This window comes from Mediterraneibacter hominis (assembly GCF_014287475.1).
Lineage (GTDB): Bacteria > Bacillota > Clostridia > Lachnospirales > Lachnospiraceae > Mediterraneibacter > Mediterraneibacter hominis.
This window is the reverse complement of record NZ_JACOPF010000002.1, coordinates 440,842-460,891: the sequence shown is the minus strand read 5'-3', so window position 1 is coordinate 460,891 and position 20,050 is coordinate 440,842. Positions and strand designations below refer to the sequence as shown.

The window sequence follows — 20,050 nt, the reverse complement described above, 5'->3', positions numbered from 1 at the left end:
CCTCCTTCTATTTTTTATCAAGCAGCCATCTGACCGCGTTCTTTAGCGCCACAGGCTCTCCAAAATTCATAATTTCCCCTTCTGTTCTTACATAGTATGCTTTTTCTTTCAATCTCTCTGCCAGGCGTTTTCTTTCATCTGCATAAGGTGATGTGTCTGTCCCTGCAATATAAAACTTACCTTTGCCGCATTTTTCCGCAAGCGCATATATATCATGCTCACTATTCTTAAACGCCTGCAGACTTCCAAAAACTGCTTTTAAAGATTCCTCCTTATGGAAAATACCTGTCGGCTTGTCTTCCTCTGCCTGTCTGCAGATTTTTTCCATGTCAAAAATTCCGTCCAGCGCGATACATTTGGAAAATACCTCCGGATGTTTTATAGCCGCTTTTACTGCTCCATAAGCCCCTGTCCCAACGCCGCCGATCCAATTCTTTTCTGCTTCCTTTGCTGCCGGCAGATTATTCCTTACAATGCCTGGCAGCTCTTTAGCGAGAAAGTCTTCATACTTCGGTCCGTACTCCATATTTGTACACAGAGAGTGCTGCGCGTCAGGAGCGACAATAATAATTCCATATTCGGCGGCGCATGCTTCCGCCATTGTTTTGTTCCAGTCCAGACAGCTCCCTCCTTCGCTGTGAAGAAGCCATAATACCGGGTATTTCTTTTCATGTCTTTCATCTTTAAGATTTAGTTTATCCATTTCCGGCAGATAAACATTGGCACGAAAGGAACCGCATAAAATTACGGATAAAGCATTTAGTTCTAAATACGCCATTTCGTTTCCTCCTTTTTACTGTTTTCTATTCTTATCTTCTCATATTGTCAAACGTTTACACTTTCGTTTTTCCGTCTTATTTTATCGTTTTCTTGACTTAAGGTTTTCCCTTTGCTAGTATAATACATGTAAATATATGTAAACGTTACACAGAGGTGTTTTCATGATTTTTTTTAAGAAAAAAGTTCCCTATTCCCTGCGGAAATTTTTATATCGGTACTTTCTGGTTCTGTTTTCATGTACATCCGTTATACTTATTCTTTATTGTATAATTATGGTAAACTCATACTTTACGCAAATGAGATATAATACATCCGCCACTATAGATTATTACTCACAGTCATTGGAAACAGAAATGAGCAAATGTGCCTCATTTCAGCAAAAATTATGTTATTCAGATCAGTCTTTCCAACTGCTGACCTTAAAAAATCTTCAGGATACTGAAAAAGTGATTCTGCAATATAATGTTACTGAAATGCTGAAGCGCCAGGTAACTCCTTATGAAAGCATCTTTATATTTGATCAAGAGCAGAATGTTTCCGCCGCAGTTTCCGGAAAATCATTCTTCCATGACGCCCCTCACTATATTTATCAGTTAAAAGATCTTTTAAAGGCGTATTGGCTGGATAAGGCGCACGGGGATTATAACAGATGGCTTCTGTTTGAAGAAGGATATCACCCTGTTCTTATGAAAGCGTTAAAGGTTCGGGATGTATACGTCTGTACTGTAATTGATTTGGAAAATTATGAATTTTTAGAATATAATGAACCCGATTTTAATTCTATACAGTTCGGGTTTTTTAGTGATGACAAATTAATGGTTGAACACAGTACCCCCCCCCTCAAAAATATTACGCTTAAAGAATTAAAGGAGCCCGAAAACCACTTCTTTTCTGAACATTATATTATGACCGCTCCCATAAGCGGCACCGATATCAGTATGTTCTGTCTTTTTCGCTCAAATTATATTGGACAGTTTGCCAAAGTTGCCACTGCTTTATTTGTGATACTCGCACTCCTGTCTTGCGTAATTTTCATTTATACTTTTTATTCCTTTAACAAAATATTACTTTATCCATTAGACAGGATTAATGCCGCCACCAAGCATTTGGAACAAAACGATCCGTCTTCTTTTTTAGAATACAGTCACAGCAATATCATCGAATATCAGAATATTAACCTTGCTCTGGCACATCTGATTAATCAGAAAATTATTTTGACAAATGAAAAGCAGGCAGAAGCATTTGAAAAAAATCACGCTCGGTTACAATACTATCAGCTGCAGACAAACTCTCACTTTTTCGTGAACTGCTTAAAAAGTCTTTATAATATGCTGGAAAGCAAAGAATATATGAAGATGCAAAGGATGATTATCGCATTTTCAAATCATCTTCGATATATTTTTCACGACAATTTAAAGCTTGTCACCCTGCAATCAGAACTGACTGAAGTCAATGATTACTATAATATAATACTTTTAGATCGTGTAAATCCCTTTATCCTTAATATACAGGCAGATGAGACTCTGCTGAAATATCAGGTTCCCTCCCTCCTTATCCAAACATTTCTTGAGAACACCGCAAAATATAATAAGCAATCGGGAAAGCTGCTTATTTTTGATGTAAAAATTGAATCTACAGTACTGGACGGACAAACTGTCATGCAAATTTTATTAAGCGACAACGGAATAGGATATGCTCCGGATGTCCTGGAACGGTTAAACAATTCTGAATATGATTTATTTGCAAGAGAGCATGTAGGGATTTCAAATCTGAAGCATAGAGTCTCTCTTATTTATAAATCACATTATCGATTTGCTTTTTATAACAAACCGGCAGGAGGCGCCTGCGCTTTGATATACTTACCTCTCAAAGAAGATTGCGCGCCGATATTTCCGCTGCCGCCTAAGGAGGAACAAAATAAATGAATCTATTGATTGTAGACGATCAGATAACTGTGCTGGACGGCCTTTTGCACGGCATCCATTTCAACTCGCTTAAAATCAGCCATGTTTATACTGCTACCAATGTTTCAGATGCAAAGAAAATTCTGAAATCTCAAAAGATCCAGATTCTCATGTCTGATATTGAAATGCCAGGGGAAAACGGGTTGATGTTAAACAAATGGGCGGCAGAAAACTATCCTGCTCTCGTTCGTATCCTTTTGACTTCTCACGCTGTTTTTGATTACGCCAAAGAAGCCATGAAACTTGGATGCTTTGATTATATTGTGCAGCCCGCCCCTTATCACGAGATCGAAAACGCACTGGCACGGGCGGTCTCAAAAGTGCTCACTCAAAAACAGCTTTCCGATTATTACCGGCTGGAAGTGCTGAGCAATATTGTATTGAACTTATTTTCTTCTAATCCAGCTAACAAAGAACACTCCCTGGCTTCTTTAAACCAAATGGGTTATATGTTAAACAACGATTCCTCTGTACAGGCTGTTATTATTGATATTTATCCTTATGTATATTCTACTGATCCAGTGTTTTCTGATTCTTCCTTATTTGTCTCTATCATGGAAGGCGCAGCCAGAACCTTTACTGCTCCAAACATCTATCCTTTAATCTGTCTGAACCGGTTTAAGCAGTTCGTTCTTCTGCTTATCACAGACATACCGTCTGCAAGCTCAGTTTCAAAAGAACTTTTTGATGTATTCTATCAAGATATTACAGGACATATTTCTCCTGAAATATCCTGTTATGTCACGCCCTGTAACCAGGTAAAAAATATCCGTGACATTATACTGCCGGGACACCAGTCTGCCTTAAATAATGTCGCAAAAAAAACAGGGCTCTATTTCTCAGAACAGGGCATATCTGTTGCTGAAAATATGAGCCTGTCTGAAAATGTGGCACGCTGGACACGTTTACTTAAGAACAGCCAGTTTACCTCCCTGGAAGAAAATATATTTTCTTATTTAGATTACAATACGTCCCTGAATCATTTTAACCTGGAAACGCTTTCCCAGTTCCACCAGGAATTGACCAAGCTGTTTTTTATCTATTCCTACAACCGTAAAATAGATATTATGAGCTTGTTTTCGGAAGATTATAATTACAATGAGTATATGAGTTGTTTCAAAGATGTAAAAGCCTTAAAAAAAGGAATTTCATATCTGATTAACGCCATATCCGGAGCCTCCTGCGAGGATGAATCAAAGGATACGGTACAGCGTTCTATCGACTATATTTTAGAAAATATTTCCAAAGATATATCTGTAAAGGACGTGGCGGAATATGTGTGCTTCAGTCCGGAATATTTTTCAAAACTTTTCAAAAAAGAAACCGGTGAAAATGTAAAAAACTACATCCTCCGGGTGAAAGTAGAGGCCGCAAAAGATTTGCTGAAAAATCCAAATATCCCTGTCAGTATGGTGGCGTCAGAACTTGGATACAGTAATTTTTCGCACTTTACGCAAATGTTTAAAAAACATGAAGGGGTCACTCCCAGTGAATACCGTAAGAAATACGGAGAGGGAAATTAAATGTTTGAAAGGAGGATTATTTATGAGTTATATGCGTTTTAATTTCAGAAGCCAAAGCTTAGGTTACTATGTAGACATCTCTATCGTCTATCCAACCGATCACTATAGCTATTACCAGCAGTCTCCGAATGAGTCTCCCCTGAGCATGGAGGGAAAACATTCCAAAGTATATACACCCGGAATGAAATTCCAGACAGTATACTTAATACATGGAGGCGGTGATGATGATACCCTTACATATCGATACAGCAATGCCGAGCGGTATGCGCAGGAGAACCATGTCATGCTTGTTACGCCAAACATAAGCAATTCTTTCGGCATAGACACACAATACGGGGTAAAATATCAAACATTTTTGTCCAAAGAACTGCCCGTAGTTATCCAGTCCTTATTCGCTTCTTCTCCAAAACGGGAAGATAATTTTATCATCGGATATGCCATGGGAGGAAACGCAGCTCTCGGAACCGCCTTAATGCACCCTGAACTTTTCCACACCTGCGTCGATATATCCGGAGGAATCGGTATGACACTTTCTACACAGACATTAAAAGAGGAATTAAACGGAAGTCATTTTAAAACTCACTTTCCTTTATACAATGCTTCCTTTGGAAATGCAGATTGTTTAGAAAATTCCCCCTATAATATTTTTCATATAGCCAGACAAAACCTGCAAAATAATACACCTGTGTGTGATTTCCATATCATATGTGGTTCCGATGAATTTATCAGAACGCGCGTTGAAAAAGATGTAGAAATACTCAAAGAACTCGGTTATCCCGTAAACTATATCTGTCCAGAAGGATATGACCATGATTTTATACTCTGGGACGAATATATAAAAATAGCATTAAAGGAGCTGTTACCTTTAAAAAGGTAACAGCTTCGCTGTGTACTATCCTTCTTAAATTTATATTGAAAGTTCCATCTTCTTTACTTATCTGTCTTTTCCGCCAGCTCACGCATGAACGCCACATCATCCGCCTCTATCTCGAGTTCTGCCGATTTTACATTTTCTTTGATCTGCTCGGCCGTTGTTGAGCCACTTAGCAGATTCAGGAAATCTCCTTGAGCCAGAATCCAGCCCAATGCCAGATTAGCGATCGTACAATGGTATTTCTCACACAGTGGTTTCCACTGATCCATCATATCCATTGCAGCCTGCATATTGTCCGGCTGGAACCATTTTTTCGGAATCTGCGCTCCTACCGGCTTGTAGTCCCTCGGCATCGTCCCGGAAAGCAGGCCCATTTCAAGCGGCGAATACGCTTGTATCGTAATGCCGTTCTCACGGCAGCATGGAATAATGTCTGTTTCAATTCCCCGATCAAGAATGGAATATTTTGCCTGTACGATGTCAAGCTGTCCCCACTTTAAGTATTCCTCAATCTGACGTATGTTCACATTAGCTGCTCCGATAGCTCGGATCTTTCCCTGCGCCTTTAGTTCATTTAACACATCCATCGTCTTCTCTATCGGAACATAATACTCCGAGCCTTCGATTGCCTGCCAATGAGTCATGTATACATCCACGTAATCCGTACCGAGGCGTTCCAGAGAATCGGCAATTTCTTTTTTCACCGACTTGCTGTTTAGATTTTTGTAAAGCTGGATTCCATTGACCTTATTGAAAAGATCGCCCTTCATCTCCTGATCCCAGGTAACACCGCATTTGGTAATAATGACTACCTCCTCGCGATTCATACCTTCCAGTGCTTTACCGAGAATCTTTTCACTGTTTCCGAAATTATATCCTGGAGCGGTATCGATCAGATTTACTCCAACCTTTGGCGCTTCCCTGATCGTATCTACTACAGTCTTCAGTTCATGATCTCCGCCCCATGCAGAGCCCCCGCCGATGGACCATGTTCCAAGGCCAATCCTCGAGATATCTATTCCTGTTTTTCCCAATTTCATTGTTTTCATAGTTTTTTATTTCTCCTTCTGTTGTGGAGCAGCCTTTTTCGTGCCACTGTATATCCATTAACATTTCCGCCTGATTTTACCTTCTAATCACTCTTTTAACTCTGAAATAAACGTACACAAATCTTCCACAGCCTCTTTCTCGTCTTCACCTTCCGCACATACGGTAATAGTCAAACCTTTTCCCATTCCAGCCGCAAGTATATTGAAGATACTTTTAGGGTTTACGATTCTCTCTCCTTTGATTATCTGGAGATTTGATTTATATCTCTCTGCACGTTTTACCAATTGGGATGCAGGTCTTGCATGTAGTCCCGTAGGATTTACGATTTCTACCTCTTTTGCATACATACTTTCTTCCTCCTATTTCCAGCCGTTATTTGCTTCTCCCCTGCATGTTACAATCCATTCTTTCAGCGTTTCCTTTACCGGAATTTTTACTGCTTCCATAATATCTGCTGTGTGGGTGCCTGCTCCCATATTCTGTATTGTCTCTCCTAATGTTTTTATATATGTATAACGTATCTGGGTACCTACATTGACTTTCCGTATTCCTTTTTGAATCGCTTTTCGTACCATTTCTCTCGGAATACCGGAACCGCCGTGTAATACCAGCGGAACCCGAATCACACCGTGTATTTTTTCCAGAAGTGCATAATCTAATTTGGGCGTATGCTGATAGAATCCATGCTCACTCCCTATGGAAACTGCAAGAGCATCTACTCCGGTTTCCTCCGCCAGTCTTTTTGCATCTTCCAGCGCCGCAAGTTCCGACTCAACCGTATATCCTTCCTCGCCTGCGCTTTTTATCTGCCCGATCTCTGCTTCTACATGCACGCCTTTGGCATGTGCATAGTCCACTACTTTTTTTACAGCTTTGATATTTTCTTCTAATGGCAGATCCGCCGCGTCGATCATTACAGAATTGTAACCATGATCTACCGCTTTCAGGCAAGTATCTACACTGTGACAGTGATCCAGATGATATACGATCGGAATACTGCTTTTCTCCATCACTACTTTCGCGACCGTCCCAAGCTTTTCAATCCCTATCGCATCTATCACTTTGGGCAGGCAGGCGATAATGACAGGTGCTCCTTGTTCTTCTGCCGCCTCAACTATAAATGACATATCCCAGAAATCTGAATGGTTAAAATGGGGAACAGCAATTCCTTTGTCCGCCGCTTCCCGGAACAGCTTCTGTATCTCTTCTCTTTTTACTACCATACTTTCTCCTTTCCTGCTGTTATAGAAAAAGCAAGTGATATGGAACTAAAATCCACATGCTCTTGCTTTTTCACCTCTTTATTACAAGCCGAAACCGCCTGTCCGTCGTCTTATGAAGGGAAGAACAATTTCAATATCTGCAGCAATACAAAGCCTACATGTTCTCCTGTATTAAATAATGTATAGTTTCCTCCTGCCTCTACAAGTCCCGTCTGTATTCCCAATTCTGTAATCAAAGGCGTCAGGCTCGTTGCCATAAAGAACACAAGCGCAACCATAATAATTCCTGTCAGCAGCGCCCGGAACATATTTCTTTTAGACGAGATAACCGGAGCCATCATCATATAGGCTAAGTTCGTCAATCCCACTACTGGAAGTACACGGTTACCTGGAAGTAATACTGCCATAATCAATGAAATCGGTACAAACAGCATTCCAAGTGTAATCATGTCCGCGTCTCCTACCAGAAGTGCAAAGTCCATACCAATCCGGAACTCGCGTTTTGGAAACTTTGCTGCCATGAACTCTCTTGTAGCAGTTGCGATCGGTGACAGACCTTCCATCAGTATAGAAATCATTCTGGGAAGCAAAAACATTGCCGCAGCCATCGTCATACCTACATTTAAGCATTGATCCCAGCTATATCTTGCCAAAGCAGCCAGTGCCCCGCCTATTACGAACCCAATTATAATAGGTTCTGTAAAAAAGGAAAACTTTTTAGGAACTTTCTTTAAGTTAAAATTGATATTACGCACACCCGGAATTCTGTCAATTACCCAGTTAATCGCCCTGCCGATAGGAAGCAGAATCGGAAATGCCATCGTACAGAAAGACAATCCCCTATACTGTTCTCCGCATACCTCACAAATCAGATCCTGATTGCGATCGGCAAGCACGAGGTTAATAGCAGAATAAATTACACCTACAAGCAAACCTATAAAAATGTTGCCTGATATGAGTGTTCCGAGACTTCCTATAAAAAGATAATGCCAGAAATTCCAAATATCTACATTCAGTGTTTTCGTCAAATTCAGTATGAGCATCACTGCATTAACAAGAAGAACACCGCCGAACATCATCAGCACAAATCTTCCGTCGCTGAATGACATCGTAGAGATAACCGGTACTCCCAAATCTACTCCGTCCAACTTTAGTCCCCATAGTTCCTGCAAAGTTTCTACCAAGGGACTCATTGTTGTGCTGATCAGGCCCGCTGCCAAAGAGATACCTTTAAAACCGATTCCGACTGTAATGCCGGCGCGGATCGCGTCACTGGCTTTCATCCTGAAAATCATGCCCATAATAAACAGGATGACCGGCATCATAACAAACGCTCCCAGATCCACCACTTTATTCAGTACATCCATTACTGCATCCATAGTACACCTCCTGTATTATCCGGCATTTTTATTTTTCAAATACTCTGCAATTTCATCTAGTACCTTAGAAGAACCAATCCCCGTCAGAAGCGGAACACCGGAATAAACCGGCGTATCCTGCGGGGGCTGTATAGAATCAACAGAAACTGTTGCCAGAATTACATGCGGCTTATACTGAAACATAACGCCTGACGACTCTGCCACACTACATGTACGGATTTGTGTAGAAATCCCTCTTTGTTCTAATCCTGTCTGTAATGTCTTTGCCACATGGGTAGATGTTGCAAGTCCTGCTCCGCAAATTGCAAGAATACGGTAGTTTTCTCCCATTTTGATTCCCTCCTCTCTTTTTACACTGCGATTCCTTTCAGCATACGGTCGCGCAGTGTCTGTACATCCTTATCCGGTATCGGATTCATCTTGCCTGCCATCAGTGTTAAATACGCAAGCTGCGCACATTCCTCTATATACTCTGCCGCTGAGAAAGCCCTTTCCAATGTAGGACACGCTGCCAAAAGGCCATGGTTCTGAAGTGTGCAGACCATTTTGTCCTCTCCTAATGCCTCTACAGCCGACTGCGCCAGCTCCTCCGAGCCAGGTAAATGAAACGGTGCAACCGGAACAGGCGCGTACGGAGTTGATGGCGGCATCATAGGCGGAATTTCTTTTTCCAATATAGAAAATACTGTCGCGTACATGGAATGTGTATGTACTACACCGTTCAGATTCGGTCTTGCTCTGTAAACTGCCGTATGCATTGGGGTTTCTGATGAAGGCTTAAACTCCCCCTCAAGCCATTCTGCGTGCAGGCTGACTGCCGGAAGCTGCTCTGGTTTGAGCTGATCGTATGGAATTCTCGTAGGTGTGATAATCGCCACATCTTCTCCCGGAACCCTCATGGATACATTTCCTGCTGTTCCATGAATCAATCCTTTTTCCAGACATTTTACCGCGATTTCAAGAACTTTCTCTCTTGTCTCCTGATATTTCATTATTATTCCTCCTTTAGCATTACATCGCTTTGTTTTTTCTGATTTCATTATATACAGATCCTTTTCAGATTAAAAACCGTCTCATTCCGTATCACATAGGAACAAGTTCTTCTACAAATTCATCAAAATCCGATATTTCCAAAAGACGCTGTACTTTCTTTTTCTGGCTGGCCAGCTTGGAGGTAATATCGAAGAAACCGCTGATATATTTCATGTCGCTGCTCCTTACGATCAGAAGAAATACCAGTTTTACATTCTGTTTTCCCCACAGTACACTGTTTTTTAAAGTAGACACCGCTATGACCGTTTTATAGGCACACATATGCAGCGGATGCGGCATAGCCATATAATTAGAAAATGTAGTCGGCGCAATTCTCTCCCGTTCTAAAATATCTGCCAGAAGATTCTCTGGGGCGTATCCCTTTTCCACAATTCTGTCTGCCAGAAATTTCAATGTTTCTTCTCTGGTCGAAAAATCCATATGCGGGAAAAACAGTTCCCGTTCAAAATATTGTTCTATTTCGTGCTCAGGAGACAGAATGACAGATTTCTGCCGGATACTTTTTATTTTTTCATTTATCTGCAAAATATTTTCCGGCTCAAGCATTGGCGAGATCGTCAGCACAGGCACACCGAATTCTTCAAATATTCCATATAGGTTGGTTGTAAGTATAAGCTGTGGTTTTTCTTTCATCATATTTTCTACGTCATACAATGGATAAGGCCCCGCGATCTTCGCCTGGGTCTGATACATAGAATGGAGCTTCGCCATTAAAAGACGGACAATTCCCATGCTCATATTACTGCATACGGCGATTGTAAAATCACTGGTAGAGTTTATCCGTTCCATTCTTTCCAATGCTGCTCCCAAATGTGCCGCCACATAGCTTAACTGTATCTCATCCATCTCGAACCCCAGGGCGTCATAGATACGTCCGAAAATATATGTAGAAAGTTCAAAAACGAAAGGGTATCTGCTCTTAATCATATCCAGAAGAAATGCTTCCTGACTCATATTCTCATGCTGCGGCCGGGCAGAAAACCGGATATGCATCACCAAATCAGAAAACAGCTTGTCATCTCTGGTAAAATCGATCATAAACCTGTCTTTAATATCGTTTAACAGCTCCTCCACAATAACGATATAACATGGTTCAATCATAGAGATAATCTCATTCCTTGTAAAACGCTCCTCTTTTTTCATAAGCCTTATATTACAGAGTTCTTCTGCCAGAGCATGTCTTTCTGTCTGCGCATATACAATCTGATACTTTTCCTGCATACTGTCTAATACCATATCTGTAAGCTGCTTAATAACCAAAGGAGCATTCTTTCCTACCCCCCCCCTATATTTTTCTCAGTTTTTAGTCCATTCCCCGTAATTATCCGAAGCCTCTGTACATACAGCCACAATACCAGTTCCTCCATATCCTGATCTGTCACTTTCAATGCATATGCCGCAAAAGCTTTCCATACCCTCTGTTGGATGTCCTGTATTTCCTTTTTGTCTAAAAAGCCAAACTCATCCTCCGCCATCTGCCTGCTTTCCCACAGTCTTTTCAGAAAAATATGTATTCCTTTTCTGCGCTCCTCCTCCAGACATTCCGTACAGACCATATTCCTCTTATGCTTGATTACAGTTCCGAGTCCATACTTTATACTTTTTTCATTGATCTGTCTGATAGCCGTTTCCAGAGTTGTCCTGCTGATAAAAAATGCTTCTTCCAGATCATCCAGGGATATGGCTTCATCCGCGGTCAATATTTCTAATGCGAGGCTCGAAATCCTTCCTTGCAGTGTTTCGTTTTCATTCCCCTTCCCTGTATATTTCAAAATCCGTTTTCTTTCTTTTGTCTTTAAAACATACCCTGTTCCACGTATAGAATCAATATGCGAACCTTTGTATTCCTTCAGCGCTTCGTTAATCTCTCGTATATCTTTACGCACTGTGCGGTCTGTTATTCCAAGCCTTCTCCCTATCTCCGCCCCGGTTATCCATTCCTTTGAAGCAAGCAGCAGCGACAAAATCCTCTTTTGCCGTTCAGTCAGATACATCTTTTGTCCTCCTTCTTTAACCTCTTTTGCTTAACATATCATATAGTTCTTCCTCTGTCCCCGCCTGTTCCATTTTTTCCATCAGCTCCTCATCCGCGGCGATCTGCATGACCTCCTGTAATATATCTGTCTGTTGTTCCTTTTTCGACAAAACTATACAAAAAATATACTTAGCATGTACCTTTTTGTCCGGTTCCACCATATCTGAAAAGCATGCGCTTCCACGCAGACGAACAACTCCGATACAAGACACATTGGCATGTCCCATATCCGCATGGGGAATCGCAATCGGATATGGCGCTGTCTGAAGTCCCGTAGGGAATTTTTTCTCCCGTTCAATTAAAGCCTGCTCAAAGCTTTCCTTTGCATACCCTTTTTCTGCCATTCTTTTTCCTATAAAATGCAGAATATCTTCTCCTTCATATTGTTTTTCCTGATCCAGAAAAAAAACAGCATCTTTCCGGAATAACGATTTCTTTTCTTCCATATAGTCTACCTTCCTTCTTAAAATAATATTTTCTATTTACGTTCAGTATATGTTTTTCCCCTTCTGGAATACAAGTTCGTTTCTTCCTATGCTTTTAGGAAGAACGTACATATTAGAATAGAAGGATTGTCCATATCAGCGAAGTCTGGCATAAAAAATCCCCCTGGCAAAATGCTACGGGTTCAAAAAATGAATAACATTCGCAGTCGAGCAATCGAAATCGTGAATTCAGAAATAATACACAGACGAAACAAGGCACAGTCTTCGGAGAAAAATCCGTTGATTGTGCCTTATTTTTTCAAAGCGATAAAATATTGTTATCCAAAATATAAAATTTTTCATTTTTGGGAAATAATCTATTTATTCAATAACCAATTCGCCACATCTACAATTTTAACTCCTTCATATTGATATTCAGGATTTCTTGTCCGTGCTATTACCATCTTAGGATAGGCATCCTTGATTTTAAGCAGAGGAGCCACTTCTCGCTTAAAGGTATCGGGATGGGTTATGTTATCCGAAACCTGAATATAAATTTTCTCGTTTCTCTTGAGTGCCACAAAGTCAATCTCTTTTTTATATAAAACGCCGACATAAACTTCGTAACCGCGTCTGAGCAATTCCATAGCAATGATGTTTTCAATGATTCTGCCGTTGTCTAAGTTTTTTGTTCCGAGCTTGGCATATCGAAAAGTGTGGTCGCTCAAATAATACTTATCGTTAGACGCGAGATATTTTTTGCCTTTAATGTCATATCTGCGGAACTTATAAAAGGCAAAAGCATTGCAAAGGTAATTCAGATAGTTGCCAACCGTCTTATGATTGATTTTATCTTTGTTCGATGTAAGAGTATCCGTAATGCTTCTCGCCGAGGTTAAGTTGGACACATTATCCATTAGGAATTGAGAAATTCTATCCATCAAAGCAGGATTTTTAATTTTATACTTTTGACGTATATCTCTTAAAATCAAAGTGTCAAAAACAGTTTCAATATAGTCATACCTATCCTCTTGCTCTTTATACAAATAAGAGCCGGACATACCGCCTTCAAGCATATAGTTATCGAATGCAGTATATTTGTCTTTCAAGTTAAAGTAATGAACATACTCCGCAAAAGAAAACGGATATACTTTAATTTCAAATGTTCTGCCGGTAAACAAAGTTGCCAAATCTGAACTAAGCAGGAATGCATTGGAACCCGTGATATAAAGATCATACATTTCCGTTGCGTGCAGATTGTTTATACACAGCTCAAAGTTATCGCACATCTGAATCTCGTCAATTAAAACGAAATTCTCCCTGCCTTCCGCATAATTGCTTTCAATATATTCATTTAGCGCTTTGTATTCTTTAAGGTTGTCATACTTAGATAAATTGAAGTTAATATGGATAATATTGGCGTCAGCAATATTCTTTTGCACATAGGTTTTGAACGCTTCCAGCAGCTTCGATTTGCCAGAACGACGCACACCCGTCAAAACTTTAATATCGGGAGTTCCGATAACACCTATCATTTTATCTAAGTATTGTTTTCTTTCGATCAGTTTCATAGGAAATCACCTCGCAAAGTTATTATACCACGCTCACTTCCCAAAAACAATATAATTTCATTTTTGGGAAGTACAATCTAAAACTTCCACATTAACAATAAAATTAAAAGACGGACGATTTTGGGCGTCCAAAACAGTACCCTTTGTCCAAAAAAGAAAACGGTATAACCCCATTTACTGAGGTTACACCATATTTTTTAAAATACTTCCCTATCAGCCCTTGACTACTCCCAGAGGAAATATCGCACCATATAAAAGGAAAGAGTATCCTTTTTTGTTCCTGTTTTATATCCGGTTATTCATTCACTCGGTTTACCGTATTTCCGGCAATGAATGCCTTGATATTTTCAACGGTAATATCCATAATTCTCTGCCTGGAAGCCCGCGCCGCCCAGGAAATATGAGGCGTAATAAAGCAATTCTTTGCTTTCAGCAGCGGATTATCTCCTTTTATCGGTTCTGTAGATACAACATCCAGCCCTGCCGCGTATACCTTTCCGCAGTTCAGCGCATCTGCCAGATCCTGTTCCTTCACAAGCTGTCCTCGACTGTTGTTGATAAGAATCACACCGTCTTTCATTTTCTTGATATTTTCTTTATTGATGATTCCTTCTGTCTCAGGAAACAAAGGACAGTGTAAAAAGATTACATCAGACTTGGCAAAAAGTTCATCCAGCGTCACGTATGTAGCCAGCTTCTTTCCTTCTTCGCTTTCATATGCATCATAGGCGAGCACCTTCATATCCAGCGCGTTTAAAAGCTTCGCCGTAGCCTGTCCGATTCTTCCCAATCCGATAATCCCCGCCGTCTTTCCATATAATTCAATCATTGGATAATCCCAATAGCACCAGTCTGCATTGTTTTCCCATTTTCCTTCTTTTACCGTTTTATCATGGTGTCCATAATGAGAACATATTTCCAGAAGAAGTCCTACCGCGTATTGCCCCACAATCTGCGTACCATAAGTCGGCACGTTTACAACGGGAATTCCTTTTTCTTTTGCATAGTTATAATCCACAACGTTATATCCTGTCGCAAGGACGGCAATCAGCTTCATATTGCCGCATTTATCTATTGTCTCTCTTGAAATCGGCGTCTTATTGATGACAACGATCTCTGCATCTCCGATACGCTCCGCGATCAGCGGAGACTCTATATACGAGGTACGGTCATACACTGTCACCTCTCCTAATTTCTCCAGCGCGCTCCAGCTTAAATCGCCCGGGTTTTCTGTATATCCGTCTAATACAACAATTTTCATAGTATTTTTCACCTTTCTTTTTATTTGTTTAATTTTTTATCCAACTCATGCATCCGGTTCCACTCTCTTATGTACAGGCTCTGTGCCAGTTCCAGGCTCACTTCGATAAACCGCACCTTATATCCCGGCTGGCTCTGCGCAATTTTAGGCAGATCTACGGAAATTACCGTTCCGATTTTTGCGTATCCGCCTGTGCTCTGTCTGTCCGCGAGCATAATGATCGGTTTTCCGTTCGCCGGCACCTGGATACTGCCCAGGGAAATACCGTCTGTATTGATATTCCCGTCTCCCTTATGTTCTATCGGCTCTCTCTCAATCCGGCATCCCATCCGGTCAAATTCATTCGTAATGACACCGCTGTTCCAAAAAAAACTGCGTATTCCTTTCTCTGTAAACTCATCCTCCTGTGGGCCAAGCACAACCCGAAGAGAAATTTCTCCCTGCGGGTATACGTCCGCAGGCACGTTTCTCTGCTCCATACCGGATAGTTCTGTCTTAGGCCGGCAAAAGCCAATTTTATCCCCTTTTTCCAGCTTGCGTCCCTCAATTCCACCCAGCTTATTCCTAATCAGTGTAGATTTACTTCCCATTACCTCCGGTACATCTAAGCCTCCTGCAAAGGCAATGTACCCGCGGCATCCATTTCTTGCGCCCGCAAAGGACAGCTTCTGCCCCTCTTTTATGAGTACTGCCCGATACATAGGGAAAGGCTTTCCATCCAGAAGCGGCGTCAGATCACCGCCTGTCACCGCGACAATGTTACTGCAAGTGAAGGTAAGTGTCGGCCCGATAAACGTCATCTCCAACGCGCCTTCTTCCATTCTGTTTCCAACAAGGAGATTCGCGATATGGAAAGCGCGGCTGTCCAGCGGTCCCGAAGTTGATACCCCATATGCCTGGTACCCGAATCGCCCTTCGTCCTGCACCGTCGTCAGGATTCCTCCGTTTTCTACGATAATTCCCATATTATCCCCGCCCTTTCCCGCCTGCGTCTTCCTTCGCATACGTTTTTACTTTGTATGTTCCCTTTTCAACCTCTCTTCGTATTCTGTCATATTCCGCCTGTGTAACCGGCACATGCTTCACCCAGTCTCCCGCGTTTAGAAGAAACGGTTCCTCCTTCTCGTAATTACAGAGATCGAGAGGCGTACTTCCAATGATATTCCAGCCGCATGGCTGCTCAAACGGAATCAGATCTGACAGATTCTGCTGTACTACCACAGATCGGGCAGGAATCTTAACACGCGGAGTTTCTCTTCTTTTAAACGAAAATGGCTCCTCAAATCTCGCCATATATGGATGTCCCGGCGCGAAACCAAGCATATAGACATAATATTCATGTTCTGAATGTTTCCGGATAATTTCCTCTACTGATGTTTGTTCAAGCTGTGCGCAATACTCCAGATCCGGCCCTGTCTCCCCGCCATATAAAACCGGTACTTCCTTTACAATCTTCTTCGCCGGCCTTTCTGTTTCTCTCATGTTCGTCAGCCTTTTTTTCAGTTCCTCCACCAGAGTGCCGTAAAGCAGCACCTCCGGCCGATAATGTACAATCAAAGAGCAATATGTGGGTACGACCTCTATCACCCCGTCAATCGGCTCCTCCTTTAACTTTTCTTCCAGCATGCGGACTCTGGCATTTACCTCCAGACAGATTTCTTTGCCCAGTTCAACAGAAACCGCCCGTTCTCCAGCTATGAGAAATTTTGCCTCCATAACAGCACCTCCTTTTTTTCAAAAGCAGGAAGGTCTGTCCTCATGTCGCCAGACCTTCCTGCATTTTTCTTCCTATCTCCATACATTATAGCACATTTATGCCATAGAAATCGGACCGCCTCTCTGCCTTCCTGCCGTAGTAATCCTGTTGATAGCCACCATATACGCTCCCATGCGCATCGTACTGCTTTTTTCTTTACTCATATTACTTACATCATGGTATGCCTTGAGCATCACCTTTTTCAGCATCTGATTTACCTCATCCAGTTCCCATGCCATGCTCTGAATATTTTGTACCCACTCAAAATAAGAGACTACTACACCGCCTGCATTTGCGAGAATATCCGGAATAACTGTTATTTTCCTTTCCGCCAGTATATGATCTGCCTCTATGGCAGTCGGCCCGTTTGCCGCCTCAACAATTACTCTTGCCTGTATTTGTGCCGCATTTTTTTCTGTAATCTGATTTTCCAATGCTGCCGGAATCAATACGTCACACTTACATGTGAGCAGCTCCTCATTGCTGATATGTTCTGTTCCTTCCTTTTCATAGTCCTTCAACGCTTTGCTCCTGTCAGAGAGAAATGCCAGAATATCCGGAATATCCAGTCCCTCTCTCTTCATTACGCCTCCAGACCAATCGCTGACAGCAATAACCCTTTTGCCTTCTTCATACAGAATTTTTGCCGCCGTACCGCCTACATTTCCCATTCCCTGGACAGCGTATGTCTGCTCCTGCGGCTCCATTCCCAAGTCTTCCAGGCATTTTTCAGCAATGATAGTCACTCCGCGTCCTGTAGCCTCTGCTCGTCCGATAGAACCGCCGATCTCAACCGGCTTTCCTGTAACGACTCCTGGTACGCTATGTCCCTTGAACATACTGTATGTATCCATAATCCAACCCATTACCTCGCCGTTTGTATTCACATCCGGCGCCGGTATATCCTGATCCGGCCCGATCAAGGGCAGAATTCTGGTTGTATATCTCCTTGTCAGACGGATAAGCTCATCCCTGGACAATTTTGTCGGATCCACCTTAATCCCGCCTTTTGCTCCGCCGTAAGGAATATTTACCACCGCGCATTTGAATGACATCCATGCCGCCAGCGCTTTCACTTCATCCTGGTTCGCATTCTGGTGATAACGGATACCGCCTTTATATGGGCCTCTTGCACTGTTATGCTGCACGCGGTATCCTTCAAATACTTTCAACGTCCCGTCATCCATCCTGACCGGTATAGACACAATCAGCTCCCGTTCCGGATATTTTAATGTTTCATATTCGTCCGGCTTCAGCCCCAGCTTCTCTGCTGCCTGTTCCAGAACTGCGACCATATTTTCATAAGGATTATATGTTTTTGTTCCCATTTACAGCTTCCTCCATTCTTTTCTCCCCAATGCCTGTCTCCCACTGTCTATATAAGTGGAAATTATTTTCTGGCTGCTGTTTCTATTCTACAAATTCAAATCCTGCTTCCTCCAGTTTGGAATCTACCCAGGACCTCGGCCATTCTCCTCTGTTTAGGATGCCTTCCATCTGTTTTTCCTCTCCGGCATGATAAGCCTTCGCTGCTTCCGCCAGTTCCTTTGCATATTCCGGCCGCACTGCAATCAGCCCGTCTGAATCGCCAACAATAATATCACCCGGATTTATAATGATTCCCGCGAAGGAAACAGGAAAGTTCATTTCTCCCGGCCCGTTCTTATAAGGTCCATTTGGTGTCACGCCTTTTGCGTATACTGGAAAATCCATTTGACTGAGCGTATAGCTGTCGCGCACACATCCATCAATAATGATCCCTGCAAGCCCTCTGGATTTCGCATAGCTGCTCATAATTTCCCCACACAGGGCGCGGCTCATACTTCCCTTATTGGCAAGTACGATAACATCTCCCGGCTGTGCCATATCCAGCGCCTTATGGAACAAGAGATTATCTCCTGCCGGCGCATTGACTGTAAAAGCAGTGCCAAGAAGACGCGCCTTTGGATTCAGCGGATAAATACTTGCGTCAACAGCGGCGATTCTTCCGCAATTATCATCTATATTCGCTACAGGGATTCCACGGAAAGCTTCCACCAATTCTTTAGGCGGTCTTTGAAAATTTCTTTTTATTCTGCATCCTACTGACATTTTAAAACCCTCTTTTCTTTTAATCTGTCCTCATAATAGCACAGGCAATACTAATTGAAAAACGAATAATTTCTTTGTATAATATAAATAAATTCTATATTTACACAGGAGAAGAATACCTATGAATCTGTCAGAAATTGAAACCTTCCTTACGATTGTAAATACAAAAAGTATCAGCCGCACAGCCGATCTGCTGTTTTTGTCTCAGCCTACTGTCAGCCACAGGCTGACTTCACTGGAAAATGAACTGGGATTTCCTCTTGTCGTCCGGAATAAGGGGTACAAACAAGTAGAGCTGACTCCGAAGGGAACAGATTTCATTGTGATAGCTGAACGGTGGATGTCGTTGTGGAAGGAAACATTAGAATTAAAAAGGAACCAGGAAACCCTGCTGCTGAAAATCGGCTGTACTGACAGCCTTAATATCGCTGTGTTCGCTCCTCTGTATGACAAGCTGCTGCAAGACCATACCCGACTTGATTTAAATATCCAGTCTCACCATTCTTCCGAATTATACGGTCTGCTTGGGGAGCATAACATTGATATAGGGCTTGTCTATCACAAGCTGCATTACAAAAATATTATCACAGAGAAGCTTTTTGAAGAAAAGCTTTATCTCATACAGTCTGCTGCCCCTTCCGTTCCCTCTGCAAAAGTACATACGGATGAGCTGGATCCTTCTACGGAGCTTTTCTTAAGCTGGGATGATAACTTCCAGATTTGGCACGATCGTTGGTTTTCCTCCGTCTCCAGACCCCATATTGCCGCGGATACCATCACACTTTTGGATCGGCTGTGGAAAAAGGAAGAAAACTGGATGATTGCCCCTGTCTCTGTCATCAGCGAGCTTTCCCGTTACCGGCCTCTCTTCATCAGCGAGTTAAAAAACCCTCCGCCGGCCAGAATCTGTTATAAAATCAGACATCGGTATCCAAAGACGACAAGCAAACATGCCGTAGAATTTTTTGAACATGCTCTGGAAGAATTTTTAAAGACCCCTTTTCCTTCCTTTACTTTCGGAGAAGTATGGTCCCCTGCCGAAAATAGATAAAGCAAAAACCGGAC

The 20,050-nt window shown here is 42.0% G+C and carries 20 protein-coding genes; 4 read left to right on the top strand and 16 right to left on the bottom strand.

What is annotated here, in order from left to right; genetic code table 11:
• Positions 1 to 7 precede the first annotated feature (7 nt).
• Positions 8 to 778, bottom strand: coding sequence for an alpha/beta hydrolase (locus tag H8S37_RS11670; protein WP_186876242.1), 771 nt, complete (start codon positions 776 to 778; stop codon positions 8 to 10).
• A gap of 448 nt (positions 779 to 1,226) precedes the next feature.
• Between H8S37_RS11670 and H8S37_RS11665 the strand changes: the two genes are divergently transcribed.
• The 3 genes from H8S37_RS11665 to H8S37_RS11655 are packed head-to-tail and all read left to right on the top strand — an operon-like array spanning position 1,227 to position 5,144.
• Entirely contained in the window at positions 1,227 to 2,705 is a 1,479-nt protein-coding gene (locus tag H8S37_RS11665) for a sensor histidine kinase (protein WP_207723939.1), read from the top strand.
• Positions 2,702 to 4,267, top strand: coding sequence for a response regulator transcription factor (locus tag H8S37_RS11660; RefSeq protein WP_186876240.1), 1,566 nt, complete (start codon positions 2,702 to 2,704; stop codon positions 4,265 to 4,267). Before H8S37_RS11665 ends, H8S37_RS11660 begins: the two co-directional genes overlap by 4 nt.
• 22 nt (positions 4,268 to 4,289) lie before the next feature.
• Entirely contained in the window at positions 4,290 to 5,144 is an 855-nt protein-coding gene (locus H8S37_RS11655; protein ID WP_186876239.1) for an alpha/beta hydrolase, read from the top strand.
• Between the two features lie 53 nt (positions 5,145 to 5,197).
• Here the strand turns inward: H8S37_RS11655 and ydjG are convergent, their stop codons facing one another.
• The 15 genes from ydjG to H8S37_RS11580 all read right to left on the bottom strand — a co-directional run bounded on the left by ydjG (position 5,198) and on the right by H8S37_RS11580 (position 18,985).
• Positions 5,198 to 6,190, bottom strand: a complete 993-nt coding sequence (ydjG, locus tag H8S37_RS11650; protein ID WP_186876238.1) for an NADH-dependent methylglyoxal reductase — start codon at positions 6,188 to 6,190, stop codon at positions 5,198 to 5,200.
• An 87-nt stretch (positions 6,191 to 6,277) separates the two neighbouring features.
• Positions 6,278 to 6,538, bottom strand: coding sequence for an HPr family phosphocarrier protein (locus tag H8S37_RS11645; protein ID WP_186876237.1), 261 nt, complete (start codon positions 6,536 to 6,538; stop codon positions 6,278 to 6,280).
• Positions 6,539 to 6,550: 12 nt separating this feature from the next.
• Positions 6,551 to 7,414, bottom strand: a complete 864-nt coding sequence (locus H8S37_RS11640; protein WP_186876236.1) for a class II fructose-bisphosphate aldolase — start codon at positions 7,412 to 7,414, stop codon at positions 6,551 to 6,553.
• A gap of 110 nt (positions 7,415 to 7,524) precedes the next feature.
• Positions 7,525 to 8,793: a PTS transporter subunit IIC gene (locus tag H8S37_RS11635; protein WP_186876235.1), complete on the bottom strand. Its 1,269-nt coding sequence runs from the start codon at positions 8,791 to 8,793 to the stop codon at positions 7,525 to 7,527.
• Between the two features lie 15 nt (positions 8,794 to 8,808).
• A complete protein-coding gene (locus H8S37_RS11630) occupies positions 8,809 to 9,123 on the bottom strand; it encodes a PTS sugar transporter subunit IIB (RefSeq protein ID WP_186876234.1) in 315 nt (104 codons plus the stop codon).
• A gap of 20 nt (positions 9,124 to 9,143) precedes the next feature.
• Positions 9,144 to 9,785, bottom strand: coding sequence for a class II aldolase/adducin family protein (locus tag H8S37_RS11625; protein WP_186876233.1), 642 nt, complete (start codon positions 9,783 to 9,785; stop codon positions 9,144 to 9,146).
• A gap of 91 nt (positions 9,786 to 9,876) precedes the next feature.
• The gene (locus H8S37_RS11620; protein WP_186876232.1) at positions 9,877 to 11,106 is read right to left on the bottom strand and encodes a BglG family transcription antiterminator; all 1,230 of its coding nucleotides are present in this window, start codon (positions 11,104 to 11,106) and stop codon (positions 9,877 to 9,879) included.
• A gap of 14 nt (positions 11,107 to 11,120) precedes the next feature.
• Entirely contained in the window at positions 11,121 to 11,840 is a 720-nt protein-coding gene (locus tag H8S37_RS11615) for an HTH domain-containing protein (protein WP_186876231.1), read from the bottom strand.
• A 16-nt stretch (positions 11,841 to 11,856) separates the two neighbouring features.
• Positions 11,857 to 12,327: a PTS sugar transporter subunit IIA gene (locus tag H8S37_RS11610; protein WP_186876230.1), complete on the bottom strand. Its 471-nt coding sequence runs from the start codon at positions 12,325 to 12,327 to the stop codon at positions 11,857 to 11,859.
• 356 nt (positions 12,328 to 12,683) lie between these two features.
• A complete protein-coding gene (locus H8S37_RS11605) occupies positions 12,684 to 13,877 on the bottom strand; it encodes an ATP-binding protein (protein WP_186876229.1) in 1,194 nt (397 codons plus the stop codon).
• 295 nt (positions 13,878 to 14,172) lie between these two features.
• On the bottom strand, positions 14,173 to 15,138 hold the full coding sequence (locus tag H8S37_RS11600) for a D-2-hydroxyacid dehydrogenase (protein WP_186876228.1): 966 nt from the start codon (positions 15,136 to 15,138) through the stop codon (positions 14,173 to 14,175).
• A gap of 20 nt (positions 15,139 to 15,158) precedes the next feature.
• Positions 15,159 to 16,103, bottom strand: a complete 945-nt coding sequence (locus tag H8S37_RS11595; RefSeq protein WP_186876227.1) for a 5-oxoprolinase subunit C family protein — start codon at positions 16,101 to 16,103, stop codon at positions 15,159 to 15,161.
• Between the two features lies 1 nt (position 16,104).
• Positions 16,105 to 16,854: a 5-oxoprolinase subunit PxpB gene (pxpB, locus tag H8S37_RS11590; RefSeq protein WP_186876226.1), complete on the bottom strand. Its 750-nt coding sequence runs from the start codon at positions 16,852 to 16,854 to the stop codon at positions 16,105 to 16,107.
• A 96-nt stretch (positions 16,855 to 16,950) separates the two neighbouring features.
• Positions 16,951 to 18,222 (bottom strand): Glu/Leu/Phe/Val family dehydrogenase, encoded by a 1,272-nt coding sequence (locus tag H8S37_RS11585; protein ID WP_186876225.1) that lies wholly within the window; start codon positions 18,220 to 18,222, stop codon positions 16,951 to 16,953.
• A gap of 82 nt (positions 18,223 to 18,304) precedes the next feature.
• The gene (locus H8S37_RS11580) at positions 18,305 to 18,985 is read right to left on the bottom strand and encodes an RraA family protein (protein WP_186876224.1); all 681 of its coding nucleotides are present in this window, start codon (positions 18,983 to 18,985) and stop codon (positions 18,305 to 18,307) included.
• A gap of 121 nt (positions 18,986 to 19,106) precedes the next feature.
• Here H8S37_RS11580 and H8S37_RS11575 point away from each other — a divergent pair, with 121 nt between their 5' ends.
• The gene (locus H8S37_RS11575) at positions 19,107 to 20,036 is read left to right on the top strand and encodes a LysR family transcriptional regulator (RefSeq protein ID WP_186876223.1); all 930 of its coding nucleotides are present in this window, start codon (positions 19,107 to 19,109) and stop codon (positions 20,034 to 20,036) included.
• Positions 20,037 to 20,050 lie beyond the last annotated feature (14 nt).